This is a genomic window from uncultured Sphingobacterium sp. (genome assembly GCF_964277905.1).
Classification (GTDB): domain Bacteria; phylum Bacteroidota; class Bacteroidia; order Sphingobacteriales; family Sphingobacteriaceae; genus Sphingobacterium; species Sphingobacterium siyangense.
Window position 1 is genome coordinate 731,331 of sequence record NZ_CAXYKD010000048.1, and the last position, 26,010, is coordinate 757,340.

The 26,010-nt window shown below is 43.9% G+C and carries 22 protein-coding genes; 8 read left to right on the plus strand and 14 right to left on the minus strand.

The genetic code is table 11. The features are described from left to right. The 4 genes from ACHWSC_RS24810 to ACHWSC_RS24825 all read left to right on the plus strand — a co-directional run bounded on the left by ACHWSC_RS24810 (position 1) and on the right by ACHWSC_RS24825 (position 6,098). Positions 1-3,039 (plus strand): SusC/RagA family TonB-linked outer membrane protein, encoded by a 3,039-nt coding sequence (locus tag ACHWSC_RS24810; RefSeq protein ID WP_394678603.1) that lies wholly within the window; start codon positions 1-3, stop codon positions 3,037-3,039. A 94-nt stretch (positions 3,040-3,133) separates the two neighbouring features. After that, entirely contained in the window at positions 3,134-4,783 is a 1,650-nt protein-coding gene (locus tag ACHWSC_RS24815; protein WP_394678604.1) for a RagB/SusD family nutrient uptake outer membrane protein, read from the plus strand. Positions 4,784-4,810: 27 nt separating this feature from the next. Then, positions 4,811-5,797, plus strand: coding sequence for a metallophosphoesterase (locus ACHWSC_RS24820; protein WP_394678605.1), 987 nt, complete (start codon positions 4,811-4,813; stop codon positions 5,795-5,797). Positions 5,798-5,813: 16 nt separating this feature from the next. Further along, entirely contained in the window at positions 5,814-6,098 is a 285-nt protein-coding gene (locus ACHWSC_RS24825) for a hypothetical protein (RefSeq protein ID WP_394678606.1), read from the plus strand. 54 nt (positions 6,099-6,152) lie between these two features. Here ACHWSC_RS24825 and ACHWSC_RS24830 read toward each other — a convergent pair whose 3' ends face one another. From ACHWSC_RS24830 to ACHWSC_RS24880, 11 genes are all read right to left on the minus strand, one after another. Continuing rightward, positions 6,153-6,287 carry a hypothetical protein gene (locus ACHWSC_RS24830; RefSeq protein ID WP_257786987.1) on the minus strand — a complete coding sequence of 45 codons (135 nt, stop codon included), beginning with the start codon at positions 6,285-6,287 and terminating at the stop codon, positions 6,153-6,155. A gap of 29 nt (positions 6,288-6,316) precedes the next feature. Next, the gene (locus ACHWSC_RS24835; RefSeq protein WP_088161405.1) at positions 6,317-6,880 is read right to left on the minus strand and encodes a biliverdin-producing heme oxygenase; all 564 of its coding nucleotides are present in this window, start codon (positions 6,878-6,880) and stop codon (positions 6,317-6,319) included. Between the two features lie 141 nt (positions 6,881-7,021). After that, complete coding sequence (locus tag ACHWSC_RS24840) at positions 7,022-8,269, minus strand: S41 family peptidase (RefSeq protein WP_394678607.1); 1,248 nt, start codon at positions 8,267-8,269, stop codon at positions 7,022-7,024. A gap of 197 nt (positions 8,270-8,466) precedes the next feature. Beyond that, positions 8,467-9,588, minus strand: a complete 1,122-nt coding sequence (locus ACHWSC_RS24845; RefSeq protein WP_394678608.1) for a cytochrome-c peroxidase — start codon at positions 9,586-9,588, stop codon at positions 8,467-8,469. A 24-nt stretch (positions 9,589-9,612) separates the two neighbouring features. Further along, on the minus strand, positions 9,613-10,584 hold the full coding sequence (locus ACHWSC_RS24850) for a hypothetical protein (protein WP_394678609.1): 972 nt from the start codon (positions 10,582-10,584) through the stop codon (positions 9,613-9,615). Between the two features lie 102 nt (positions 10,585-10,686). Further along, positions 10,687-11,262, minus strand: a complete 576-nt coding sequence (locus ACHWSC_RS24855; protein WP_394678610.1) for a hypothetical protein — start codon at positions 11,260-11,262, stop codon at positions 10,687-10,689. A gap of 67 nt (positions 11,263-11,329) precedes the next feature. Continuing rightward, complete coding sequence (locus ACHWSC_RS24860) at positions 11,330-12,322, minus strand: hypothetical protein (RefSeq protein WP_394678611.1); 993 nt, start codon at positions 12,320-12,322, stop codon at positions 11,330-11,332. A 39-nt stretch (positions 12,323-12,361) separates the two neighbouring features. Continuing rightward, the gene (locus ACHWSC_RS24865; RefSeq protein ID WP_394678612.1) at positions 12,362-13,102 is read right to left on the minus strand and encodes an HmuY family protein; all 741 of its coding nucleotides are present in this window, start codon (positions 13,100-13,102) and stop codon (positions 12,362-12,364) included. A gap of 273 nt (positions 13,103-13,375) precedes the next feature. After that, on the minus strand, positions 13,376-13,966 hold the full coding sequence (locus ACHWSC_RS24870; RefSeq protein WP_201671113.1) for a hypothetical protein: 591 nt from the start codon (positions 13,964-13,966) through the stop codon (positions 13,376-13,378). A 29-nt stretch (positions 13,967-13,995) separates the two neighbouring features. Next, positions 13,996-14,751 carry an HmuY family protein gene (locus ACHWSC_RS24875; protein ID WP_394678613.1) on the minus strand — a complete coding sequence of 252 codons (756 nt, stop codon included), beginning with the start codon at positions 14,749-14,751 and terminating at the stop codon, positions 13,996-13,998. Between the two features lie 47 nt (positions 14,752-14,798). Continuing rightward, positions 14,799-17,177 carry a TonB-dependent receptor domain-containing protein gene (locus ACHWSC_RS24880; protein ID WP_394678614.1) on the minus strand — a complete coding sequence of 793 codons (2,379 nt, stop codon included), beginning with the start codon at positions 17,175-17,177 and terminating at the stop codon, positions 14,799-14,801. Between the two features lie 312 nt (positions 17,178-17,489). Here ACHWSC_RS24880 and ACHWSC_RS24885 point away from each other — a divergent pair, with 312 nt between their 5' ends. The 4 genes from ACHWSC_RS24885 to ACHWSC_RS24900 all read left to right on the plus strand — a co-directional run bounded on the left by ACHWSC_RS24885 (position 17,490) and on the right by ACHWSC_RS24900 (position 21,263). Further along, on the plus strand, positions 17,490-18,347 hold the full coding sequence (locus ACHWSC_RS24885) for a hemin ABC transporter substrate-binding protein (protein ID WP_120336044.1): 858 nt from the start codon (positions 17,490-17,492) through the stop codon (positions 18,345-18,347). A 5-nt stretch (positions 18,348-18,352) separates the two neighbouring features. Continuing rightward, complete coding sequence (locus ACHWSC_RS24890; protein ID WP_236582858.1) at positions 18,353-19,384, plus strand: iron ABC transporter permease; 1,032 nt, start codon at positions 18,353-18,355, stop codon at positions 19,382-19,384. A 33-nt stretch (positions 19,385-19,417) separates the two neighbouring features. Further along, positions 19,418-20,209, plus strand: coding sequence for a heme ABC transporter ATP-binding protein (locus ACHWSC_RS24895; protein ID WP_153847555.1), 792 nt, complete (start codon positions 19,418-19,420; stop codon positions 20,207-20,209). A 91-nt stretch (positions 20,210-20,300) separates the two neighbouring features. Next, on the plus strand, positions 20,301-21,263 hold the full coding sequence (locus ACHWSC_RS24900; RefSeq protein ID WP_394678615.1) for a helix-turn-helix transcriptional regulator: 963 nt from the start codon (positions 20,301-20,303) through the stop codon (positions 21,261-21,263). Between the two features lie 18 nt (positions 21,264-21,281). On the opposite strand, the gene pdeM is transcribed toward ACHWSC_RS24900, so the two are convergent. Genes pdeM through ACHWSC_RS24915 form a run of 3 tightly spaced genes read right to left on the minus strand, consistent with a single transcriptional unit; the run spans position 21,282 to position 26,003 of the window. Further along, entirely contained in the window at positions 21,282-21,944 is a 663-nt protein-coding gene (gene pdeM / locus ACHWSC_RS24905; protein WP_394678616.1) for a ligase-associated DNA damage response endonuclease PdeM, read from the minus strand. Continuing rightward, the gene (locus tag ACHWSC_RS24910; RefSeq protein WP_394678617.1) at positions 21,941-24,403 is read right to left on the minus strand and encodes a ligase-associated DNA damage response DEXH box helicase; all 2,463 of its coding nucleotides are present in this window, start codon (positions 24,401-24,403) and stop codon (positions 21,941-21,943) included. The genes pdeM and ACHWSC_RS24910 overlap by 4 nt, the downstream gene beginning before the upstream one ends. A 19-nt stretch (positions 24,404-24,422) precedes the next feature. Further along, positions 24,423-26,003: an ATP-dependent DNA ligase gene (locus ACHWSC_RS24915; protein ID WP_394678618.1), complete on the minus strand. Its 1,581-nt coding sequence runs from the start codon at positions 26,001-26,003 to the stop codon at positions 24,423-24,425. Between the last annotated feature and the right edge of the window lie 7 nt (positions 26,004-26,010).

Here is a 26,010-nt window from a genome sequence, read left to right on the forward strand (position 1 = left end):
ATGCTCAACAAGAAAAATCCACAAAAAAAGAACCTGCTTATTTTTGCGTTGCTTTCCGCTGGACTTACCCATGTACATGCGCAGCAGCAACAAGTGAAAGGAGCTGTACAAAATGAAAAGGGCGAGTTTCTCCCTGGAGTCAGTGTTAAGGCTATTCAGGTCAATGGAGGTCCAAGTGTGACCACCAGTACGAATAGCCAGGGGCTATTCCATTTTCAGAATTTAGTAGAACATGCAGGCTATCGATTTGTGTTTTCGGCGGTAGGATTTCAGTCCGATACATTATCGGGTTATGTCGTTGAAGCAAGAAAGCCTTTGTCGTTGAGTGTGAAGCTTCAGCAGAGTGCGGTTAAACTGGATGAGGTCGTCATTGGTTATGGCCGTGTATCCAGAAAGGATCTGACGAGTTCCATCAGCACCATCAAAGCGGAAGATGCGAACGTCGGCGTATTTACTTCGCCAGCACAGATGCTGCAGGGGAAAGTTGCCGGCCTGACGATTTCGAGCAACAACAGTAATCCCAATGCGACGCCTTCCGTTAGTCTCCGGGGAGCGTCTACGTTACGTAGTGGAGAAGCAATGGAACCCTACTATGTGATCGATGGGGTTCCGGGTGCATCGCTGGCTTTGGTAGCGCCCGATGATATTGCCTCTATTGACGTGCTTCGTGATGCTTCAGCGACCGCAATTTATGGTTCAAAAGCGGCCAATGGCGTTATTATCGTTACAACGAAGCGTGGGAAATCAGGGCAGACCAATATCAATTACAACGGCTATCTGGCGATCGATAAAGTGGCTAAGCACTATGAGATGATGAATGCGGCGCAATACCGGTCTTATGTCAATGATAATGGATTTTCGATGGAACCAACGGACGACTTGGGAGCAGATACCGATTGGCAAAGAGCTGTGGAGCGAACAGGGATATCGAACAACCATAATATATCCATTCTTGGAGGAGCAGAAAAAACACAGTATAGCATCAGTCTCAATACCATCAAAAACAATGGGGTTATCAAAGGGACTGATATGGGGCGGCAGATTGCTCGAGCGTTTTTGCAGACCAAGGCGCTGAATGACCGGCTGACGGCTTCTTTCAATGTCAACGCAAGTATCACCAAGCAGAATGATGTGCTTGCTTTGGATCAGGGACTCAGCGTGTACGATGCGATGTACTATTACCTGCCGGTATCGCCGGTCCGAAATACCGATGGTTCCTGGTTTGAAAAAGCCGACCGTTCGCAATATGCCAATCCACTTTCCTTAATTGAAGAGAATACAAATTTTTCTAAAACTAAGGTGCTTCAGGCGCATGCAAAACTGGGCTATGAGATCTTGCCCGGGTTAACCTATAATATTGATCTTTCGCTGCAAAATAGGCAGTTTAACAATGCACAGTACTACTCGATGTTTTCGATGGCAGCACGTGGTCAGAATGGCAAATCTATCCGTGCCGCGGTAGAAGATGAACGGAAAGTGATGGAAATGAACCTGAGTTATGAAAAGACATTCGCCGGAAAACATAAGGTAGCTGCACTGGCAGGTTATTCATGGGAGGAGAACAACAATAACGATGGCTTTCAATTGACGACTTCCGATTATTACAGTGACGATTTGAGTTATTATAATCCGGGTATGGCCAATGTAGTTGATTTGTTGGGCTTTGGGAACTATTATCTTTCCACCTTGCGTATGATATCTGTTTATGGCCGTGTGAATTATGCCTATAATAACAAGTATCTCCTACAGGCAACGGTAAGACGCGACGGTTCCTCGGCTTTCGGAAGCAACAATCGTTGGGCAACATTCCCTTCGGTGTCTGCGGCGTGGCGCCTTTCGGAGGAATCATTCATTCGTGAAACCGGAATTTTTGATGACTTAAAGTTGCGTGCGGGTTTCGGGGTGAGTGGCAACTCATTGGGCTTTGACGCATTTACAGCGCAGTCTGTACGTGGTGCCTCATCCAAGTTTTTCGATTATGTAAGTGCCGATGGCCAGGTAAGCCCATTACGTACTTTGATGGTGCTGCGCAATAGCAATCCGAACCTCAAATGGGAAACAACCAGTATGATTAACCTAGGCCTGGATTTCGGATTTCTGAAAAATCGCCTGACAGGGTCTTTGGAGGTCTATAAAAAGAAAACGAGTGACCTGATTTATGATTATCAGGTAAGCAAATCGAAATATATTTATCCAACGCTGACTGCCAATGTTGGTGAAATTGAGAACAAAGGGATTGAACTGAGTTTAAATGCAAAGGCCATTGATAAAGAGTATTTCAAATGGAATACCGGATTGGTGCTATCACACAACACCAATAAGGTGGTGAGCATTGCCAACGAGCAGTTTACGCAGGATTATATCGAATTGTCGGATCTCGGTGGCGCTGGGCAGACCAATGTATTTCAGCAGAGGCTGACACCGGGAGCACCTATAGGTCAGTTTTATACCTGGGAATGGGCTGGCTACAACGATGAAGGAGTGTCGGTATTCTATACCCGAGATGAGAAAACGGGCGAACGTACCGGCGAAACAACCACAACGCCACAGAAGAAAGATCAGGCTGTGACGGGAAGTCCACAGCCCAAGTTGACACTGGGTTGGAACAATAGCTTTTCGTATAAGAATTTTTCTTTAAATGGAATGTTCCAAGGTGCTTTTGGGCAGAAAATTATGAACGCTACACGTGCGCGCCATTCAAATGTTGTTGGTAATGCTGGGCAGAAAAATGTGCTTGCCAGCGTTGTGGAAACCGAGCGCATGACGGATATCAATGCACATTACCTATCCGATCGTTACCTGGAGAATGGAAGCTATCTGCGCTTGGCTTATGTTACGTTGGCCTATACGATACCGACGAAAAATATACCGATTAAAAACCTAAGAGTATATGCAACGATGAACAACGTATTTGTGCTGACGAAATATAAAGGTATTGATCCCGAGGTGGGCTTGGGTGGCCTGACTCCGGGAATTGATAACCGCCAGACCTACCCACGGACGCGAACGTTTATGTTTGGCCTTAATTTTAATTTATAAGACAGACCTGTGGGATGGAAAACTTTTTATCGAAACAATCCTGTTGACATAAATGGAGCATGCCACATGGCCTATAGAACAAGAAATAATTTATATGAAACCAACACTATTAATTCGTTTATTAACCTTATCAGCATTGAGTTTTTCGCTGGGATCTTGTACCGATCTGGATGTTGATATAAAATCACAGCTGAAGGAATTTCCGGATTCGGAACGTGCAGCCGAGGCAATTCTTGCCGATGTATATGCAGCTTATCGAGGCGCAATGGGGCGCGATCATTGGATGGTCCAAACACTCTCGGCAGATGAAGCAGTGAGTGTTTCCATGGGGACAGACTGGTTTGATGGCGGTCGATACCGCGAATTCCATCTGCACAATTGGAACGCAGACAACGGCCTCTTGCCAAGTATCTGGAACGATGCTTCCACTGGAATCACCTTAGCCAATAATGCCATCGCATTATTCGGGGAAGATAAAGAAAAGTTGACTGCACCTGCCCGTGCAATCCGTGCTTATTATTATTTTATACTGATGGATAATTTTGGCGCCGCACCGTTGATCACAGGGCCTGTTGATGCTGTCCCCGCGCGTTCAAGCCGTGCTGAAATTTGCCGTTTTATTGAGGCCGAATTGCTTGCGGTGAAGGATTTGTTACCGACCACAGTTTCTGTAGCAACCTATGGAAAAGCAACGAAATATATGGCCGAAGCATTGCTGGCTAAGTTGTATCTCAACTGGGCTGTTTATACGGCCACAGACGTAGCCAATTACAATCCAAGTATACAAAATGAAAAATTAAATGATGTGGTTGCGATGTGCGACCAGATTATTTCCTCAGGACAGTTTAACCTGACAAGCCACAAGTTTATGGCCAAGTTTCGCCCCGATAATGGTTATCAGGTAAAGGATTTTATATTTGCCATACCCTATGATCGTGAAAAACAGCAGGGTATGACTTATTCGCGCTTCTGGATACATCGCAGTGCCCAAAATCAGTTTGCAACATTGCCTCAAAGTGTTGGGGGGACTTTTCGTGTATTACCGAGCTATTTGGAGAAATTTAATCTGGCAGGCGACGAAAGGAATGCCTCATACATCGGCGGTAAGCAATATTACTGGTCAAATTATACAGAAGATAAGACTCGACCTTTTCTGATCAGAACTTCCAAACGCGGCATAGATCAGGATTATAATGCTGCGGATGCAGATGCGCAGTTTGATTGGCAACTGGAGACCACTAAAGAAATTACTTTGCGTTCGGATGGTGCGGCCACACTGAATGTAGGTAACGACCAAAAGGGGCGCTCGATGGGGTATAGATCCATTAAGTTTTATATGGACGTAGCCGTTACATCAGCCAATCAGCGTAATCAGAGCAATGATGTACCTGTATTTCGCTATGCCGATATCCTGTTGATGAAAGCGGAGGCTATACTCCGTGGGGCTACAGCGACCAATGGTCAGACCGCACAATCTTTGGTTAATCAGATCCGAGCCTATGTTAATGCACCTGTGCTCACGGCTGCCCCAAGTCTGCAGGATGTGTTGGATGAGCGGGCACGTGAGTTTGCTGATGAATCCTGGCGTAGAAATGACTTGATCCGTTACGGAAAATTTGAAGATAACTGGGGGTTCCGATCGCTGTATCCTGCCGGCATGAGCGAGAAGTTCCGTCGTATTTTCCCGGTACCAACAACTGTATTAAACGTAAACACCCATTGGCAACAGAATCCTGGTTATTAAAATCTATTGATGAAACGCAGAACTTTTATGAAAAATTCCCTGGGCACGGCGATTACAGCCGGCCTGGGCGGAATTACGCTTAGTAGTTTCGGTCTGACAAAACCTACGCAATTTGAAAGCGAAGATATACAACAGCTTTTGAAACCCAAAGATGCCTATGATCTCCATTTTATGGCTGTAGGCGACTGGGGTCGCAATGGTGCCGACCATCAGTTGGCTGTAGCGGGGCAGATGGGTCAATGGGCCGATCAGCATCCCAATGACTTTATCATTTCTACCGGTGATAATTTTTACCCTTCCGGAGTGGTCAGTGAACATGATCCCCTGTGGCATTATTCGTTTGAAAATATCTATACCGCATTTTCGCTGCAATGGGACTGGTATCCCATTTTGGGAAACCACGATTATAAATCAGATCCCGATGCACAGGTACGTTATAGTACGATCAGCAGACGTTGGAAGATGCCTGCGCGTTATTACAGCAAGACATTTGCACTTAAGGATGGAAAAAACGTACTGATGGCCTTTATCGATACTAATCCGATGATTCCTGAATTTTACAGTAACAGCGAGTATGGGCCACATGTTGCGGGACAGCAACCCGAGAAACAGCTGGCCTGGCTAGATCAGCTACTGGAAAATTCGGATGCCCATTGGAAAATTGTCGTCGGTCATCATCCCCTGTATACGGCGGGGCCGCGTACGACGAATTACGACACCCTGGCGGTTCGAAAAGTCTTGGAGTCTATCTTTGAAAAACAGGGAGTAGATATCTACCTTTCAGGACATGAACATTCGCTGCAGCACTTAAAAGTGGAAGGCAAGAAGTTTCATCAGTTTATCTCCGGGGCAGGATCAGAGGTAACGCCTGTAAAAACCGATCTGCCGTATAGTCGTTTTGCGAAAGATCAATACGGGTTTTTCTCTTTCTCGATCAGTAGCGAAGAAATAGCTTGTCAGGTGATCAGCCATGAGGGGATAGAGCTGTATCGGACAGTGCTTACAAAAGTATAAGGTAATAGGCCAGGAGGTGTGGAGCAGATTCGTACTTGCTTCGTACCTGCTTCGTACCTTATTCGGATGTGATACAGATATTGTACAGCTGCTGAACAGCTATCGTACAGACCCTGAACAGGAATTACCTGGTCGGAATTTGGTCAATAGTGATTACCAGATTGTCGAGCTCCGAAGGTGGTCCGAACACAATACGAACACAATACGAACACAACCCGAATACATTGGCGCTCGAGGTAAAAAAAAAAGACTAGTCTGGGCTAAAAAAGCGGATTGGATTGAAAAAGGTCTGATTGGATAGAAGCATTCATCTGACGCATTTTTTGCGCGTCAGATGAATGCTTCATACGTTGTGTTAAATAGATATGCTGCAGGACTTCGCTGCGAAAAAGAATACAGCGAGCCATACGAGTCCTTTGGCCAGAAAGAAGAGAAATGCTCCAATTCCGGCACGCTTAAGCCATTTAGATTTGTTGTCTTTTTGCTCCATTTATGGGATTAAACACGAACACTCCAATTTTAGTTTGCACTGGCAATAGGAGTGAATACTTCGCCAAAGTTATAAAAAGTTTGGTTAGCAATCTCTACTGCGCGATCATAAGTTGCCGGATCTTCGGAATATTTGTTCAATACCGCTGTAAACCCAGCCCACATGTCACGGCTATTTTCGCCATAACCTTCAAAAAAAGAAGTTCCTTTGGTAACGCCATATTTGTTGAGCATCTGCACGATATACGGACCACCCATGATTGAACCTTCTAGGACATATAATGATGCAAGTGCTTCCTGTACATTTGCTACAGCTGGAGCATTTGCTTCTGGCAGGTTATCTACGTTGCCACCCAAAGCTTCGATATCGCTTTTGATGTAAGATGAGTTGCGGCGTTCGGCCAAATCTGGCAATACTTCTGCGGTAACAAAAGGAGCGATACTATCTTCTACAGCGCGGAAATAAGCATAAAAGCCTTTCAATACTTCTGCGTAATCTGCTTCTGAACGAATATTTTTCAATTGGCGCACGATCGTTCCTTCTACGTTTTGGTGAGCTGCGTGCGTTTGCTCTTTGATATGTTGACTTAACATGTTCTTATTTTTATTTATAACGATTCTATACAAAGATTCGTATTTATTTCCACAAATTTATGCTGTTTTCTGCTTTATCATCTATGAAAAATGGTTTTAATTTAAACATAAGTATGACAAAGTCCAGCTGCAATAAGTTTCTTACTTTAACCTAAAATTTGTTTTAAGTAGCAAATTTTCGTCTACTGGCATCGAAAAATAAGTAACTGACGAAATTGCTGTGAGATTTTCGTCTTTTGTAATGTCCTTTAGCGCTGCTGCAAGCCAGGCTTCCTTTGGATCCCCGGGATGGCGGGAGGTTTCTACCGGAGCTAAGGCCAGGTCGACGGGGATGCCATCAAAATAATCACACCAGCCATTGGCATTCCGGATGAGAAATGAAGCTAGATATACATCGAAATCTCCTATGTGGACTGAAAAAAAACCTACAGGTTTGCCAAAAGTTTGCTGACCAATCAGGCGTATCGGAATATAAGGTTTGAAGCTGCTGATCAGGAGTTCACTTGCCGAAGCCGTGCGTTCTGATACAATGCATGACAGCTGCTGTAGTGAATTGAAATGTCCCTTTTTGATAAAGTAATGCGTATTGGCTTTTTCACTATAATCCACATCGGCGAGGGTGGCAGTGCGTCCTTTGTATTGGACCACTTTGCCATTGGCATCCAGATAGGGTTGTTTAAGGAGTAGTTTTGCTTTGCCTTGCTGTACATTCGGATGAAATTGCTCGCTGAACATAACTTTTTTATCCAGTTTGGCTGGGCTAATGAGGTTGGCTAAATATTCTGCGGTCTCCACATAACCACCACCGTTATGACGTATATCGAGGATGAGATGTGTAACTTGCTTTTGAGCCAGTTCGGCTGCAAGCTGATCCAGTTCGGCCTTCACTGTCTGGAGCTGGGGAAAGGAGGGAATGTAAACATAAGCAATCCGTTTTTTTCCCGCAGACCAGTAGGACAGGTGTGTCGCATACCTGTAGGGTGTTTCTATGCTGGCCATGTGACCACTACTTTTCTTGTCATTACGACGACGCTCCAAATATGAATATTTGGGTTTATTGGGGATGGTCGACAATTCGTAGGGTCTATCTTTTTTGTGCAAAGCGTATTGGCTGAGTGCAAAAAGTGCTCGCTCATAAGCCGTTTGCTCGGGTTCTATCTGTGCATATTTCGTCCGCGGATCAAACGTGGTATACGAAGGGAGAGATTCCTGCCAACGGTAGAGCTGTTTGGCATACAGGTAGATTGAGTCGAGAGTCAATTCTTTTTTTGTTCCTGTTTTTGGACTAATAAGTTCATCGGGTGAAGTCGCTGTTCTGCTGTTTTGCTGGCAGGCCGAGATAGCGGCTACTATAAAAAATAAACCAGTTATTGGGCGGATTCGACTCATGATTTGATGCGCATTTTGTCCTTTATATTTGTAGTTGATTCGCTACAAATTATATAATTATCTGAAATTTAATACTATTTTACTTTTTTATTTAATTTAAAATTCTAAATTTGTGCCAATTTATTTAATTTTTGATGCCTCCGCTACTGTGGAGTACTCAAAATGTCCCAAAGGTATCCCCTTTGGGATTTTTTATTTTAGGGCAATACTGGCCGCTCGGTCTTAGTCGGTACGCTCGATAAGCTCTCCAAAAAAGCCAAGATATTTTCCTGTTCTTTACTGCTCAATCGGACATTTTGAATATGCGGCGATAAGGTGCCATTGATCTGTTGTCCTGTCTTTTGGGGCATGCCCTGACTCAGCAGGTTGATCAGTTCACCTAAGCTCGAAATACTACCATTGTGCAGGTAGGGTGCAGTATGGATCACATTGCGCAGTCCCGGCGTGCGAAATTTACCTTTGTCTGTTTCCAGTCCTGTTGCCTCAAAGCGACCATTGTCCAAGGCACCTTTGCTGGTAACAGCATAACCCAGGTTATGAAAATCGAGATCGGTAAAGAAGGCACCATTATGGCAGTTGATACATTTTCCTTTGGTCCGAAACAGATGGAGGCCTTCAAGCTGTGCATCGTTTAATGCCTGGTAATCTCCTTTGATAAAACGGTCAAAGGCGGTTTCGCCACTACTAATTGATCTTGAATACGCTGCTATGGCATCCAGCAATCCTTCGACGCTCATCGTCTGGCTCGAATAAGCCGCCTCATATAAACGAAGGTAGCCTGGTATAGCTTGCAACTTAGCGGGTAAAGCAGCTGTATTGCCGCCCATTTCGATGGGGGAGTTGATGGCTTCGGCGATCTGTTCTCGATAAGTCATTGCGCGGCCATCGTGGAAGAGTTTGCCTTCCAGGTACCAGACATTTTCCATGGAAGGTGTATTGCGGTGATGCAGTGCGATACCATCTGCCGTTGTTTTTTGGTCGATCCAGTAGGTGTCCGGATTATGACATGAAGCGCAAGTCTTCATGCCATTACCGGTGCGGGGGTCGAAAAATAAGGCTTTGCCAAGTGCTATTAGCTCGGCCTTATCTTTCGATGGGTTTTCGGGTAAAGCGGCCAGTTCACGTACCTTGATATTGTTGTACCAAGCGGCAGCTGGCCATTGCATTACCGATTTACTATATTGTTGACGTAAGGTTTCTTCAGGTTGAGGGACAATCGTCGGCTCTTCTGGTGTAGACTTACTTTTGCTGCAGCTGTATACAATGATAGCTGCTAATGCGATTATGATAAACTGCTTTGTTTGATTAGTGATAATCACGATTAATTTATCTGCTACAACGTATTAGTTTAGTGTGATATATTGATCACCCTCTGTTAATACTTGACCATTTTTATCCATCAATTTCAGCGTTTTAATCTGATTACCCTGAATTGTGGCAGGTATCGGTAAAGTAACTGTTTTTTTAGTGACATCGAATATTGCATTTGCTATCTTATACGAGTTGTTAAGATTGTCAATTGCTACAAAATGATCGAAATCTGCTTTGAAAAATAGTTCATAAACTTCGGTGCTTTTAATTGGCATGACCAGATTTTCTCCTTTTTTTACAGTGTAAAGGTCAAGCGAAATTAAGTTGGATATCACTGGACGTAAAATATTAAATGCATCTGTAAGGACTGTATAGCGACCTGAAACTATTTTAATCTTGTAAGTTCCTGGCAGAATGTTTTCAGGGGTGTTAAACTGTGCAATAAAAGATGTCGGAGCTTTAAAATAGGAAAGAGCTGTTTCTTTGCCGTCTTTGTCTACTAAATAGCCTTTAGTCTGCGTGTCGCTAGGTAGGATATTTTCACCTCTCACATCAAAGTAATAATTGGCGGATCCTGGAAGACGAAGATAGAAAGTCGTAGACGCCATTGCTGCGGTAACAATAGGTTGATTGTATTTAAACGTTAATGTATAGTTTTTACTGGAACCATCCTGTGCGCGCACGGTATAGGTAACGGGTTTGTCAGATTGCAATTGTACCGATGTGCCCGAAGCTGGTGTAACAGTTGCTAATTCTGAAACTTTAATCGTAGGTGTTATACTTTCAGGTTGGTCAATTAATGGAGGCCAATATAGAATAATCTGATCATCTACAATACTGGCAGATAATGTATTTCCACTGCCATCTTGAATACTGAAAGATTCGATGTCGTTATAGGGGAGATTGGGGTATTCGGTCTTACAAGACCAGCAGTTTACAGCAAAAATAAAGATTGCCAATAATTTAATGATGCGTATTTTTTTATTAAAAATTGAAAGTGGCATAATTTTTTTTGGTTAAAAAAATCGTTATGCGGATGATTTGGTTAAAAAGATCCGCAACCCATCCACGAGGTTGCGGAATCTTCTAAAATAGATTATTGAGGACTATAATGCCTTAACTTCGACGTTTACATCTGCTTTTACCTCTAATCCAGTTGTGCCAGTTCTTTGACCAACATTGCTGAAATTAAGTAGTTTAATCGCATATGAAGCACCATTACCATCGCCTACTAAAACTGTCAATGGTTGAATAGCTTCATTGGCATGTGTTGCTAAAACGTACTGATACCATTGACCACTTCCCAAAGAAGTAACTGGGGTAGCTGTACCCCAATCAGATGCTGAAACGCTGGAGATATCTGCAGTTACAGTTCTTATTTCAAATCCAGCGTTTGCTTTGATCGAACCATTTACATGGCTAAAGAATACAACCTGTGATAAAGGGCTAAAACTAGTACTTTGAGAACCGCTTGAAAGGTTTACATAAATACCTGGCCAGTTGGCTGCATTTGAAGGGCTCCACCATTGACCGATTATAGAGTAAGTTGAGTTTGCCTTAACTTGGTTTAGCGCCAAAGGAGCTGTTGCTTGTTCTGTTTTTGGAGCTGCTGCCCATACTGCTGCCGATAGCACAGTCACGGCCATCGCTGATTTTAAGATAGTTTTGATGTTTGAGTTCATGTTGAAATCTCCTGTAGTTTTAATTTATTTAATTTTGATGCCGCCTTGGCATACTGTGGATGCTTGTTTAAGATTCTGTTATTGTACTTGGGTTTAATTGCGTTTTTATTACATCAGCCCAGTCCTTAAACTGGAATTTAACCTGTACTTTTTCAAAGGTTCCTGTTGGGATATTAGCCGGTAAGGAAACTGTCATTTCAGTCCGTGTATGCGATTTGATGCTTAATGGATAATCCTTGCCATCAAGTGTCATAATAACGGCTGTAGGATCCAATAAAACTTTGTTTGAGTTTGCTATAATGGTCCAGTCCTTATTTTTAGCTAAATTTAAACCTAATAAACTAATGTATACATCAGGTTGACGATAGGTAATTGTAATAGGATCTGAAAGTATAATCGTATGGCCGAGATTAGTGACCTCTACATCATATATCCCTGTGGTTATATCTGCTGAAATCAGATACGGAAGCTCGCCACCAACATATTGTAATACATAAGTATTCAAGGTGGGATTAGTAGTTAAGCGATTCCGCTCGGCCATAGGATAGCGTTGCTTTGTATCTCTATTAATTAGTACAACATTTACCGAAGATGGATTTGTGTGCATAAAATTTCCGTAAATCGTAGGTAAATTTGTGCTTGGTCCCAGCGTTAGCGCCGTAGTTGTATTTAAGGCAAATCGAGCCTCAAAAGTCGGTGTACTTTGTAGTTCAATCTTTAAGCTATAAGTTCTAGTGGTACCTGTAGCGGACTTTACGGTATACGTTTGATTCTTTTCATCTGTTTTAACAGGTAAAATTTCTTCTGCAATACTGGCTCCATTGGAGAGTGTAATGCTCGGATCTATCACCAATAGACCGTAGTAGTAGGGGACATAAACCGTAATGGTATTGGCCTCATTGTCGATGGCTCCATAAATAACTTCGTCATTTGGAAGATTGGTGACTTTGTATTCCAGTATTTTATCTGCTGGGAGTAAGGCTAGTTCTTCCGTTTTGGTGCAGCGGGTTAGCAGCAATCCTACAAAAAGGAAGCTTAAAATGCTGTATATTCTTTTCATGTTAGTTTAGTGTCTAATAAGTAAGCTATGCTTATTTTTTTAGTTAGCGATTGTAAATTTGGTACTACCAGCTTTGGCAAGTACATATTGGAAAGAAAAGTAGGGTGTAGGCGAATTTGTATACCAATCCTTCGAATCGAGCAGATCTTTGTAGATGCTTTGCATCTTGATCTTAGCATAGTTTCCATTCGCCGTACGGACGACTAGGGTATGATCTTCTATAGGCCAACAAACGTGTTTTTTGTTTTCAGCACCACCGCCTTTGAACGTACCGTTAAAATCATACAGGTACCAGCCCAAACCTTCACCAAAATCACCTGAATCATCTGTACCATACGCCTTTTCACCTTTGCGAAACTCGGTGTCTGAAGGGATATCGATTACATCTTCAAATTTTTTCTTAACAATGAGTATACCACCTTTCCCTGGACCTCCTTTACCAAATCCGTTTGCTGTATTGTTGCAATTGATAAAACTGCGGTATATTTCTGAGCAAGAGATGTCCCATCGTGCGGTTAGTTTATAATCCGATGTCACAGCTTTGTTCTGTTCTAGGCTGTAATATATTGGTGATTGCGCCGTGGTTGGTGCACTTCCAGCAGGTAAGTCTTCGCCAAAATTCTTAACAGTAATCAAGCGGTTGAACATAGCTTCTGGTGCAACAGGATCTGGTTCAGGCTCTACTACTGTGGGCTCGCTTTTGCTACAAGACCCCAACACAATTAAAAATGCCAATACCGGTATGAATTTTAATAGGTTGCTGCGTTTCTTTATTTTCATTGTTACTAGTTTTTTGTGTTAGTTGATACCTTATCCCTTTTCAATACATGTAGTAGGGTTGTTAGTATGTTATTTTTATTTAAATTGATTCTAAATAATAGTAAAGATAAAATCTTTTGCTGATAAAGTGTGTATGAAAATTGGTATTTAATATATTTTTTTCGGTTTTTGATTTTTGGTTAACAAAAGCAGCCGGAATTTTAACCAGCTGCTTTGCTAGTATGTTTCTTTAGACCTTCTCAATAGACCTTCTCAAACTTATATTTCAGTTTACTACTGTTTAATAAATTTTTTAAAATTGATGTTATAGGTTGCATTTCCACTAGCTGCAGTAATGCCGCCTGCTTGAATTACATAAAGCTCATCTGCTTCGTTATTCAATTTCTCACCTTTGTACATTACGATGTACCGATTGGCAGTAGGGTAGACAGCATGATTGTTTGCAAAATCATAGATAATCCATGTTGGGCCTGTCACTGGTGCTCCGGCACTTGATGCATCAATACCGAGTTTGTCAGTCAAAGTGATGTTGGCAGTTAATACCGATGCTAGTGTCAGCTTTTCAATACTAGTGTTTGCCTGATCAAAATAGCCCATTTTATAATTATCTGATGAAGTGTTTTGCAAAGTTGAACCATACATTCCAGAAAGATTGATCATACTCTTAGCTTCTTCCTGAACAGTATTCGTTTTAAAGTCATAAAAAGTTTTTACGCCAGAAGGAACTGCTATTGTTGCAGTTGCAGAAACAGCAGTTGCGTCGCTCAATTTATTCTCTTCTATTTTATCATCATCCTTGCTACAAGAAGTAAAACCTAAACTCAATGCACATAGTAGTGCTGCTGTTGTAAATAATCTATTCATCTTTAATTTAATTGTGTAATTTTTCCTTATTATAATGTGTTTGTATTTAAATCTTTGCTGCCATCCTGCTGTACATAATATTTAAATGTATAGTATGGGGCAGGCCAATTGAGGTTGGTTACCGCCGCTGGATTTCCCTTATAGGCATTGATCAGCTGTAATTTGGCATATTTGCCATCGGGTAAGCGAATCGCATAGGTACGATTGGGGAGCGCCTGCATAATATGGGTGCTCAAACTATAACGAAACCAGCCATCTGAACCATCGGTTGCTGCCCAGCCAATTTTGTTTACTTCACTTTTGTTAAACTCTTCATCCGAAGGGGCCACAGTGACACTCTGATAGGCTTGTCGCAGTAAAACCACAGCGGTATTATTTGCCTGGCCGCCATAACCTGGATTGTATTCATGCTGGGAATTGTTCACATAGATCTCCGAATTATAAGGACCAGTAAAGGCAATATCCCAATCTTTTGTTTTAAGCCACTGCGCAGAATCGGCTTTGGTCTTAACCCATATTTGCTTTTGGTCTTTAAAACGAAAAAGAAATATAAAAAATTGTCTTTGCTCTTTCCCTTCAGTACCTTCGCCCATGGCTGCATCGGTATCGCCAGCAAGATCTTTGATCAAGGTACTTTTGCCATCTTCTAATCCGATCGTATAGTCTTTGTCTTTCCCACAGGATACCACTGTCAATAACAATAGTGCTGAAAAAATACAACGGCCAATCTTGTGAAAGGAAAGCCAGATGCTACATTCTCCAATAATCATGCGAATCGTTCTCATCTTTTATCTTGTACTTTGTGTGCTAAATTCTTGTTCATTAGTCCTTATTATTCTTTTATCCAACGGTAGCTGACGCCGCCCATAATAACACGTCCAGGTTGCCCAAGTAAATAACGGCTTGTGAAATTGAATAAATTGTCACCGATCAGACGCAATGTCAATCTGCGGTTCATCAGACTCTTTTCTACCGTCATATTCACCAGTGTGTGATAGGGAATAAAGATGTCATATTTGTCGATAAACTGGTTGCCATTATATTCCTGAAAAGGTGTGGCACTTCTGAAATTGACCCTCGCATTGACATTGACGCCCCAGGGTTTATATTCATATTGGGCTTTCGCGTTGAACATGTGTCTCGAACGGTCCTCAATACCCCAATAATCTGATTTTTTACTCTGGCGATATTCGCCTGTAGCGGGATCGTTGATCTGGTTATAGGGGTAACTTCCCTTGGCAATACTATCCAAAACACTTAGGTCTTTGGCAATCAGGTATTGATAGCCCATCGACAATTGCAGATCTTTGGTTGCCTGATAGGTCAATGAAACTTCAAAACCTTTATTCATGGCTTTGGGCAGGTTGCGGTAGCTATAGATCTGTGCTACTTTGGTCCCGTTACCCACACTGACTGTGTTGATCTGATTGTTGATCCGATGGTAGAAGACGGAGAAATCGGCCTGAAATCTATTGGACGGACTCCAGGTAAGTCCAATATTGTTTGAAATGCTGGTTTCGGCTTTGAGGTTGCCCGCCACCAAATTGAGCATATAGCTGTTTTTATAACTCAGTTCTCCGGCTTGATCCATGGCTGCAATCACATCGGCTACGCGTTCTGAACCGACGACCAAATAGTTGGCTGCTGGATTGAAAAAGATCTGATAGCGCATCTTATAGTCGGGAGCCTTGAATCCGGCTCCGATACCACCTTTGATCAAAAGCTTAGGGCTGAGATGATATTGCAGGCCTAAACTTGGACTCAGATGGCCATTGTAGACATTGGTCTGATCGTAGCGTAGACCCAGCGTCGTCAATAAGCGGTCTACAGGTTTCCATTCGGTCTGCAAATAGGCGAATGCGCTGTTCAAAGAGCGTTTGGCATCCAGATCCTGGTTGTCCATCAGTTCAAGACTACCGCCTATACCACCGGTAAGTTTAACCTGCTGTGCGGGGCTATACGCAAATTGCTGTTCAATGCGGTGTACATTCTGACCGAATTGCTCGGCACTGGCAACAATACCTTGTTGCAACCATTGTGCGGCAATCTGGGAGTGGAAGCGCGAGAAATAGTAACGCGTCATACTGCGCAGTCCCGACTCGAAATTATGGTCGTAACTTGCCGAAAGGTTGATGTCCTGATCTTTTTGTTTATCCTGTAGCGTGGCCGACTCGGACCATGCATTGATCATTTCAGATTCTCGGGCTGCATAACGTCCTGTAACGCCCAACGTCCCATTTTTGCTTGTACGATAACGTACTCGCCCCTGGAAACTATAGTTGGTATAGGGTGGAAAAGTGGTGCTCTTGGAGTCCAGATACTGCTTGTCGGTATTAAAACCATCCGTGCGGTAGTAATTGCCCGAAAAAACGGCGCTCCCGCGTTGATTAGCAAAAGGTGTTTCTGCTTCCAGCGTTGCATCAACGGTATTGAGACTGCCATAAAGAAGCGATGCCTGTGCCTGTGGTGTGATTGCACCATGGCGTGTAATGATATTGATCGCACCACCCAATGCGTCACTGCCGTATAAGCAAGAGGATGCGCCTTTGATAATTTCGATACGTTCGATGTTGGTCACCGAGATACGGGATAGGTCAAAATTACCACTGTTTCGCCCTAGCATGGGTTGACCGTCTACAAGGACCATCACGTAGTTGCTGCTGAATCCCTGGATCTGTACACCGACGGCTCTGGAGCCTCCGGCAATATCGTTGACGATGGCAATACCCGTCTGTTCTTTTAAAACTTCATCCAGACGGCGGCTGCCCATAAGCTCAATTTCACGTTTGGTGATGACTTTAACGGGCATGGCGGCATTTTCGGCCTTAACGAGATTGTCTACAGCCTGCACTTTACCCTGCACATCAACTACATCCATCTGCCGTTCTTCAGCTTTTAACACAATGTTCAACTGCTGATTTTTGTCTTCCAAATCGATAACTTGGCGGTACTGCTGATAACCCATGGCCTGTACCTGTAATTCGTAGCGTCCCGCATAGAGCTGACTGAATTGAAACCTGCCTGCAGTATCTGTTTTAAAAGCATATTTGTCCGGATAAAGATATACGGTCGCATTGGCTACGCCTTTATTGGATTCGTTTTTCAATACACCGGAGATTTTCCATTTTTCCTGTGCGTGCAGGGTATAAACCTGGCAGGCACATAAGGCGATCAGGGTGCTTGTTCGAATAGATGAAATGCTTCTAAACACTATTTTTATTTTTACTAATTCTAAATAATGTTACAAAAAACGGTAATCCGTCTGAATTTTTCTCTATGCAAAATGTCATAAATTCTATTTAATCCGTTTTTTATGGACTGAAAAGTAGTTTATTTTAAGGGGTATATTGTTGTTTAGTAGTATCTTATAGTTCTGTTTGTGTTGTGGAGTGCTATTCTAAAAGATTCGATATAATTTGTATTTAGACTGATTATTGATTTGTTTTGTACTCAAGTTGAACGGCGAGATGCGAAAACCATTCCTGGAAATCCGCTATCGCCATCATGGAGATAAAGAATTACGATGAGTAGATTTTATGTTGTTATACTGTGTTTTGTGATGCAAATCGGTGGATGGGCGACGGCACAGCAGAGAATCATTACGTTAAACAGTTCGTTGACCGAAACGATCTACGGACTGGGAGTAGGCGAGCGCATGGTCGCTACCGATGTGACAAGTATATCGCCCAAAGCGGCTGCAGCCTTGCCGAGAGTAAGCAAGAATCGGTCGGTATCGGCCGAAGGTCTGTTATCTTTTAAACCAAGCATCGTCATTGCGAATGAAGGCGACGTATCCAAATCGGTCATTCAGCAGATTCGTGCGGCTGGTGTGAAGTTTGTCTCCATTAAACCAAACTACTCTGTTCCGGGTGCACTTCGTTACATCCAGGAGGTCGCAGATGCCGTCGGTGAATCTGCTGCCGGTAAAAATCTGGTTTCCCGCACGAAAGTAAGTTTGGATCATACCATGGAATTGGTGAAAAAGGAAAATCAGGGTAAAGTAGCACCCAAAGTATTGTTTTTATATGCGCGTGGTACAGGTACCATGAGTGTGGCAGGTAAGGGCAGTAGCCTGGATGCGATGATTAATCTGGCTGGTGGTAAAAATGCGGTTCAGGAATTTTCGGATTTCAAACCCTATACGACGGAAGCGCTGGTGCAGGCCAATCCAGATATTGTGTTGCTATTTGATTTTGGCGCGAGTAGTCTTGGCGGTGAGGATGCTATCCTCAAATTGCCGGGCATGCGTATTACGAATGCGGGTAAAAACGACCGTATCTTGGTGATGAATGCCTCACTACTGGTAAATTTCAGTAACCGGCTGCCAGACGCAATCTTAGAATTGCACCGTGGATTTGGAAAAGTGATGGATTCAAAATAAAGCCGGTGCAAAAGAAACAGAAATTTATCCTATTGGCTTTGGGCCTGGTATTGGGTGTTGTAAGTATTGTTGCCTTGGGAATGGGGGCCTATCATATTCCGTCCGCCGATATCTTAACGATGTTGACGCAAAAATTGCACTTGGGGAGTGTCGAAGCTGTGCATAATATGCAAGGAGATGTTCTTTTTGAGATTCGTATGCCGCGTCTTTTGCTCGGACTTTTGGTGGGGGCAGCACTTGGTATATCGGGTGCTGCGATCCAGGGTATATTCCGCAACCCATTGGCAGAGCCAGGATTGATCGGGATTTCTTCTGGAGCGTCCCTTTTTGCTGTACTGATTATTGCCTTTGAGACTTTTCTTTTCACCTCTTTAGCGGCATGGATTGGATATTATATATTGGCTTTTGGTGCTTTTGTGGGCGCTGGTTTAACCGCTTTTTTGGTTTACCGTATCGCCAGTAAAAATGGCCGTCCAAACGTGACGACGATGTTGTTGGCGGGCATTGCCATCAATGCCTTTGCCGGTGCGCTGACGGGTTTGATGACTTATATGTCGACGGAGCAACAGTTACGTACCATCACTTTTTGGATGCTGGGCAGCCTTGGTGGGGCTACTTGGGATAACCTAAGGGCTTTGGCTCCCTTTATTTTGATCCCGGTGCTGATCTTGCCTTTCTTTGGAAAGTCATTGAATGCTTTTTCGCTCGGGGAGTTGCAGGCGGATCTTTTGGGTATGCGTACTGATCGCGTCAAACGCTGGGTGGTTGTCTTATCCACGCTTGCTGTGGGAGCATCCGTTGCGGTGTCGGGTATTATTGGTTTTGTGGGATTGATAGTTCCACATACAGTTCGCCTGATGGGTGGGGCGGATCACCGATTTGTGCTCCCTGGTTCATTATTATTAGGGGCACTGGTGTTGACATTGGCAGACGTGATTGCACGGGTCGCTGTGGCACCTATCGAATTGCCTATCGGCGTGATTACAGCTTTACTGGGTACACCGGTATTCTTGTATATTTTAATCAAAGATAAATAGTCTTTTGGCAGAGGCTTAAAAAATAATCGCATTATGCTACGTGTAGAGAAGATCAACTACGAAGTGAACGGACGAAAGCTCTTGAAGGATATTACCTTTCAGGTGCGCAAAGGGGAAATTCTGGCAATCCTAGGCGCCAATGGCGCTGGTAAATCGACGCTGATGGGGGTGCTTTGTGGTGAAAAGAAGCCGGATTCGGGAGCTGTTCATCTCAATGGCAAGGCACTGTCGGCATACGAGCCCGCGGCTTTGGCCAAATGCAGGGCTTTACTGAGCCAACAGCAGCAGATGACATTGAGTTTTAATGTAGAAGAGATTGTGCTGATGGGACGGTATCCGCATTATAAGAATACGCCCAAGCAACAGGACTATAAGATCGTGGCCGAAACCATGGAACTTTGTGGGGTATCTGCTTTTGCTGAACGGGATTTTTTGAGCCTTTCTGGTGGTGAACAGCAGCGTGTTCATCTTGCACGGATCTTAGCGCAGATATGGGATAATCCGGATGCCTTGTTGTTATTGGATGAACCGATTTCGGCATTGGATCTGCACTATCAGCAGAAAGTATTGGCCATTGCACGAGCACTTGCCCGAAAAGGATTTATGGTGGTGCTGATTGTGCACGACGTCAATTTTGCCGCCATGTATGCTGATCGTATTCTGATGCTCAAAAATGGCCGAAAGCTCTTTCATGGTACCCCGGTGGAGGTATTGGCCCAAAAGGAGATCTATACCATCTTTTCGGTCGAGTCCAATGTCATTATGAATCCAAGAACATTGAAACCCTATGTTCAGTTGGAGGAAATGGATATTGACTTGGATTAACTGTGTTATTTAGAAAGATTATAAATAATTTTAGAATACCATCTTATTTCGTTAATTTTAACTGCTTCAGGCTTATTTAGGATTTTTAATCATGTTGGTGAAAAGTAAAATAGTAGAGTTGGCAGATTGGCTTTTTGAAGAAGAAATTCCGGATGGCTATGTTCCCGACAAACCTTTGGTGGAAAATAGGATATCCATATCCAAAGATCCTGTCCATATGGAGAATTTTCAGCTATCGACTTCAGGATTGTTTATCTTGCATTCGAAAATGCAGTTTGATCGGCCAGTGCAGGTGCTTACGGAGATCGAGGGCGAGACCATAACCAGCCAGTTTATCTTTTTTAAGCCGACAGATAGCAAATTGCCTTACGGCATGAGCCGGCATAATATACGCTACATTCCTTCGGTCAAATCTATCCATGAAGTGGAACCCGGTATTGAATACACGTATTTTATAGCTGTTATTTCCAAAGAGTATTACCTCAATCTGATCAAACGTGATTCGTTATTGCATCAGCAATTTGTGCATGAGATCGAAAAAGGAGAGTATGTGTCGTTTTCGGAGGAGGATCTGATGGCAACCTACGAGATGCAGCATACCATAACTGAGTTGATTGAATCTAAAAAGAAAGGGGAGATCCGTCGATTACATACGGAGTCACGTGTTGTTGAACTATTGATGTATCAGTTCGAGCAATATAACGAGAGGACCGAAAGCAGTGATTCGCTCTTTCATGAGGAGGATGTGCAGCGACTGGAGATGGCACGGCAGATTCTTGAACAGCGTATTGCCAATCCACCGACGCAAAAAGAACTTGCAGCAGAGGTGCTGACGAGTGAAAGTAAACTGCGTAAGGACTTTAAGGAATATTTTTCAGTGACCATTCACGACTACCTCACACGGGTGCGTATGGAAAAAGCCAAAAGTTATCTGCTCGAAGATAAAATGACGGTCTATGAGGTGGCGCTGTTGACGGGCTATGGTCATCAGAATAATTTTAGCAGTGCTTTTAAAAAGTATTACGGTATCTCACCTGGAGAACTCAAGATGTAATATAAGCTGGGCCTTGGATTAGTTTTTTCTGATCGGGAAGATGTGATCGCCCGAAATAGCATAGCTTTCATATAGGGAAGACAGGTCTTTACTGTCCAATCCCGTAAAAGTACTAAAAGCGGGAAGGATAATCTGATGATCAGATACGAGAAAACAAGGTAGGCGAACCTGTCGTTTCGGTGGAATAACCAAGCTTATACCCGGATGGATATGCCCACTAATCCGAAAAGAAGATGAATCTGCTGCATCAGCGGGATGGTGTTTAAACTGAATCTGTTGTGTTTCGAAAATTTCCTTGTGATGCACTATACCGAAACGGGCGGTCATTTGTTGTGATAAGCGGTCGTGATTGCCTTTGACAAGATGAAGCTGGAGCTCCGGGTGTCGTTGTCTGAATGATTCCAACAAAAGTACTTCCTGATTGATGCCTGCGTGAATAAGATCGCCAACAATGATGACTTGTTTGGCTTGATAGTGCGCTATGAGGGATTCCAGTCGATTGAGGTCGGTTATGGCTATATCCATGGGGATGGCAATGCCATGCTTCCTGAAATGTGCCGCTTTGCCCAGGTGCAGGTCGGACAAGATCAACGTTTTTTGGTCTTTCCAGTATATAGATCGTTGTGTGTTAAGGGTTAATTCCTGTTTATTGAAGGTAATTGTTTGTTCTCCGATTTTCATTTTCTGCGCTTCTTTTTTTGAGCATTGGTCTTTTCCATGCGTTGAATCCGTTCAATCAAGGCTTCGCTCGACAGGGATTGCCGGAGGCTATCCACTTTTATCGGAAAGCTCAACGGCGTATACTCTTCGACAAAGGTATAGCGTATTTTGCTATGATTGATCCTTTCGAATGCTTTTATTAATCGATGTTCTTCCAGTTGCTGGTTGAACACTTCGGAAAAAGCCTGTTTGAGCAAAAGGTTAGTGGGGTCGTGTTCCATCAGTACACGAAAAATAATCCCTGAGGAGGCCTGCAATGATTTGTTGTTTTGCTGTGTGCCTGGGTAGTTCTGGACAACCAGTCCCGAAATGACGGCGATATCCCGAAATTTGCGACTGGCCATCTCTGCAGCGTTTATACTGCTGATCACATCATCCATCAAATTAGTCCGGCTCAAGAGCTGTTCGAGCTGCGCTTGGCTGAGCTGGATCTCTTTGTCGGAATAGAGTTCGAAGCCATAGTCATTCATGGCCATGGAAAAGCTGATGGGATACAACTTGCTGATGCGGTAGGCGATAAGTGCTGCCATGACCTCATGGATCAATCTGCCTTCCAAGGGGTAGAAAAACAAATGATGGCCTTCCCTGGTTTTGATATGTTCGACGAGAAATTCCGCTTCGCTGGGCACGGCCGAAAGTTCGGCCTGTTTTTCGATCAATGGTGCCAGGAAATGAAGCTCTTTTTCACTTGAAGGAGCGTCTGTTGCCGCAGCCAATTTTTTTCTTAGGAAATGGCTCAAGTTGGACGATAAGGGAAGTCTGCCACCGAGCCAGCTTGGAGTAATGGCTTTGCCCGACGAGTTTCTTACAAATACGGTCATTTCCTTGACCATCACAAGTTCGAGTATCCGCCCCGCAAGAATAAAGCGTTCACCTTTTTTAAGTTTGCTGATAAAGTATTCTTCGATCATGCCGATGTAACCACCGGAGAGAAACTTCACGCGCATCATGGCATCACCGACAATGGCACCGATATTGAGCCTGTGAAGCAGTGCAAGACGACGGTTTTTGATGATCCATTTGCTTTCTTCATCTTGGATAACCTTGTGAAATTCTTCGTAGCGTTTACCTATTTTTCCACCTGCGGTAATAAAATACATGCACCATTGCCATTCTTCCGTATCCATATAGCGAAAGGCATGGGTATTGGCGACGATTGCATGCAGTTCTTCCGAACGAAATCCTCCGCCCAAGGCGATGGTTACCATGAATTGAACAAGCACATCGAAAGTCTGAACCATGGGATCCCGGTTTTCGATTGTCTGTGTTTTTACGGCCTCTTTAAGGGCGGCGACTTCGATGAGCTCCAGGGAGTGCGTGGGGACGAAATAAATCGTAGAGGTTTCGAAAGGGCTATGTCCGCTTCTTCCAGCGCGTTGCATAAACCGGGCTACACCTTTACTCGAGCCAACCTGTATGACTGTATCAACGGGTTTAAAATCTACCCCTAAGTCCAAGGAAGAGGTCGATACAACTGCTTTAAGTTTGCCGCTGCTGAGATTGTCTTCGATCCATTCGCGGATATGGGCGTCAATGGAGCTGTGGTGTAAGGCGATTTGTCCAGCAAAATCGGGGTGAGCCTCCAGTAACAATTGATACCACATTTCACTTTGACTACGCGTGTTGGTAAAGACGATCGTGCTTTTGCTTGCTAGTATAATCGGGACGACCTGATCAACGAGTTTGCCACCGAGATGCCCTGCCCAAGGAAGGAGCTCCACTGTGCTGGGGAATATCGGTTTGATGGCAATTTTCTTTTTCTCCTTGGCGACGATCTGTATACGTTTTGCAGCTTGTGGAAGCAACACTTCCATGGCTTCATCAAGGTTACCGATGGTCGCTGTGATACCCCAAATGCGCAGGTTTTTCGTACACGATTTCAGAAAGGAAAGTGCCAGCTCGACCATCACGCCCCGTTTGTTGCCCATAAGTTCATGCCACTCATCTACCGTCACACATCGCAGGTTTTTAAAATATTTGTCGCGTTGTTTTTGAGCAAGCAGTAGGTGCAGGCTTTCCGGAGTAACAAGCAAAACGTCGGGCATAGAGCGAGTTTGCTGCGCTTTAATCTTGGGGTCGGTGTCGCCATTACGCACCTGTACGATCCAGTCGAGTCCAATTTCGTCTATTGCTGTTTGCATGGCCCGCGCAAGATCTTTGGCCAAGGAGCGCAGGGGTGTGATCCAAAGCAGCTTTAGCCCCTTATGGTATTGCTCTGGATGATTGAGGAAGTCCATCAGTACCGCCATAAAAAGGGAAAAGGTTTTTCCGAAACCCGTAGGGGCAATAACCAGTCCGCTATATCCCTGGGCATACTTTTCCCAGGCCTTGGTCTGAAAGCTAAAGGGGACCTTTCCTTGGGTTTCGAAATAGCCGTTGACAATTCGAAACCCTTCACTATGTGCTAACGTTGTGTTCAATATCTATTGTTTCTATTTCTTACTGTATCAATTTCTTAATATCTTCAAGATCGTCGATCTCTGTTGCTGTTTTGTCTTTTCGCCAGCGCAATATCCGTGGAAAACGCAGTGCAATACCCGATTTGTGCCTTTTGCTGTATCCTATGCCTTCAAAGGCAATCTCAAAAACAAGCTCCGGTTTGACCGTTCTTACAGGGCCGAATTTTTCCAGTGAGTTTTGTTTTACAAAGCGGCTCACCTCCAGAATTTCTTGATCTGTAAGTCCTGAATAAGCTTTAGCAATTGTTACAAGCTGATCACCGTCCCTTACTGCAAAAGTATAATCGGTATAATGTGCACTGCGACGGCCACTTCCTTTCTGTGCATAAATGAGTACGGCATCAATGCTCATGGGGTTGACTTTCCATTTCCACCAGCCACCCTTTTTGCGTCCTGTATAATAAGGGGAATCTTTCTTTTTCAGCATCAGTCCCTCGCTGTTTAGCGTACGGGATGTTGCCTGGATATGCTGGAGCGCGGACCAGTCTGCTGCATCTATCAGAGGTGACAGCTGTAATGCACCTGGAGGGTTTGCAGCATAACATTGCTCCAGCAGTGCACGTCGATAGGTCAGGGGTTCATCGCGCAGATCGATGTCATTCAGTTCCAGGATATCATATAGATAGACAGAAATAGGAACTTCTTCACGCAGTGATTTGGGGATGGTCTTTCGGTTGATCCGTTTTTGCAGCTCGGAGAAGTTCAGCACGCGGCCATCTTTGACAGCGAGGATCTCCCCATCGAGTACAAAATTTCCTTTCCACTGATTGAGAGCTTCGGTAATTTCGGGAAACTGTGCGGTTACGAGTTCCTCGCCGCGAGACCAAATATGTATCTCGTCTTCGCGCTTGATAAGTTGGCCACGTATACCGTCCCATTTGTATTCCGCTTGCCATTCCGTTATCGGGCCAAGTTCTTCGGGTGTTTTTTCTAATGGATAAGCAAGGCAGAAGGGATAAGGTTTGGAGCGGTTGGTGTTGCTGTAAGCACCCTTGACTAGTTTGTCGAATTCAACCTCATGTGGATTCCATTGCCCTATAATACTATGTGCCACGGCGCTTGCTTCGGTGTTCGCATAATGCGCGATGGTGTTGATTAATCCCTTGGCGGAAATACCGAGCCGGAAGCTGCCACCGAGAAGCTTATTGAAAATAAAGCGCTCCACTGTGTTTAATGTATTCCAGGAACGGAGCACAAAAGCTTTCTTTTCCATTATGGTGGCATCCTGGAGGGCGATGATCTCGTCCATCCATTCGCTCAGACTTTTTTCGATCAGCATTGCGGGCGGTGGTAACAGTAGGGACAGGGTCTCGGCGAGATCGCCAACAGCGGCATAAGATTCGATAAATAGCCATTCTGGGATCCCTGTAATTTCTAAAGTCCATATTTTGAGGTCCTTTATTGCGATGCTGCGTTTGGGTCTTTTACCGGTCATCAGGGCAAGGAACCAGATTTTGTCTTTTTCTGTAGCCGTTCTGAAAAAGTCCAATATAGCCTCTTTTTTTAAATTGGTCTTGTTGCTGCTATCAAGGGCATTGATCAATGTGGCAAATTCTTTCATAGGCTAT

Excerpts from the sequence above, each read along its gene's own strand:
- ACHWSC_RS24900 (WP_394678615.1), top strand. The coding sequence starts at position 20,301 with ATGTTGGTGAAAAGTAAAATAGTAGAGTTGGCAGATTGGCTTTTTGAA.
- ACHWSC_RS24915 (WP_394678618.1), bottom strand. The coding sequence starts at position 26,003 with ATGAAAGAATTTGCCACATTGATCAATGCCCTTGATAGCAGCAACAAG.
- ACHWSC_RS24830 (WP_257786987.1), bottom strand. The coding sequence starts at position 6,287 with ATGGAGCAAAAAGACAACAAATCTAAATGGCTTAAGCGTGCCGGAATT.
- ACHWSC_RS24885 (WP_120336044.1), top strand. The coding sequence starts at position 17,490 with ATGAGTAGATTTTATGTTGTTATACTGTGTTTTGTGATGCAAATCGGT.
- ACHWSC_RS24855 (WP_394678610.1), bottom strand. The coding sequence starts at position 11,262 with ATGAACTCAAACATCAAAACTATCTTAAAATCAGCGATGGCCGTGACT.
- ACHWSC_RS24835 (WP_088161405.1), bottom strand. The coding sequence starts at position 6,880 with ATGTTAAGTCAACATATCAAAGAGCAAACGCACGCAGCTCACCAAAAC.
- ACHWSC_RS24810 (WP_394678603.1), top strand. The coding sequence starts at position 1 with ATGCTCAACAAGAAAAATCCACAAAAAAAGAACCTGCTTATTTTTGCG.
- ACHWSC_RS24860 (WP_394678611.1), bottom strand. The coding sequence starts at position 12,322 with ATGAAAAGAATATACAGCATTTTAAGCTTCCTTTTTGTAGGATTGCTG.
- ACHWSC_RS24875 (WP_394678613.1), bottom strand. The coding sequence starts at position 14,751 with ATGAGAACGATTCGCATGATTATTGGAGAATGTAGCATCTGGCTTTCC.
- pdeM (WP_394678616.1), bottom strand. The coding sequence starts at position 21,944 with ATGAAAATCGGAGAACAAACAATTACCTTCAATAAACAGGAATTAACC.
- ACHWSC_RS24865 (WP_394678612.1), bottom strand. The coding sequence starts at position 13,102 with ATGAAAATAAAGAAACGCAGCAACCTATTAAAATTCATACCGGTATTG.
- ACHWSC_RS24870 (WP_201671113.1), bottom strand. The coding sequence starts at position 13,966 with ATGAATAGATTATTTACAACAGCAGCACTACTATGTGCATTGAGTTTA.
- ACHWSC_RS24895 (WP_153847555.1), top strand. The coding sequence starts at position 19,418 with ATGCTACGTGTAGAGAAGATCAACTACGAAGTGAACGGACGAAAGCTC.
- ACHWSC_RS24840 (WP_394678607.1), bottom strand. The coding sequence starts at position 8,269 with ATGAGTCGAATCCGCCCAATAACTGGTTTATTTTTTATAGTAGCCGCT.
- ACHWSC_RS24815 (WP_394678604.1), top strand. The coding sequence starts at position 3,134 with ATGAAACCAACACTATTAATTCGTTTATTAACCTTATCAGCATTGAGT.
- ACHWSC_RS24820 (WP_394678605.1), top strand. The coding sequence starts at position 4,811 with ATGAAAAATTCCCTGGGCACGGCGATTACAGCCGGCCTGGGCGGAATT.
- ACHWSC_RS24850 (WP_394678609.1), bottom strand. The coding sequence starts at position 10,584 with ATGCCACTTTCAATTTTTAATAAAAAAATACGCATCATTAAATTATTG.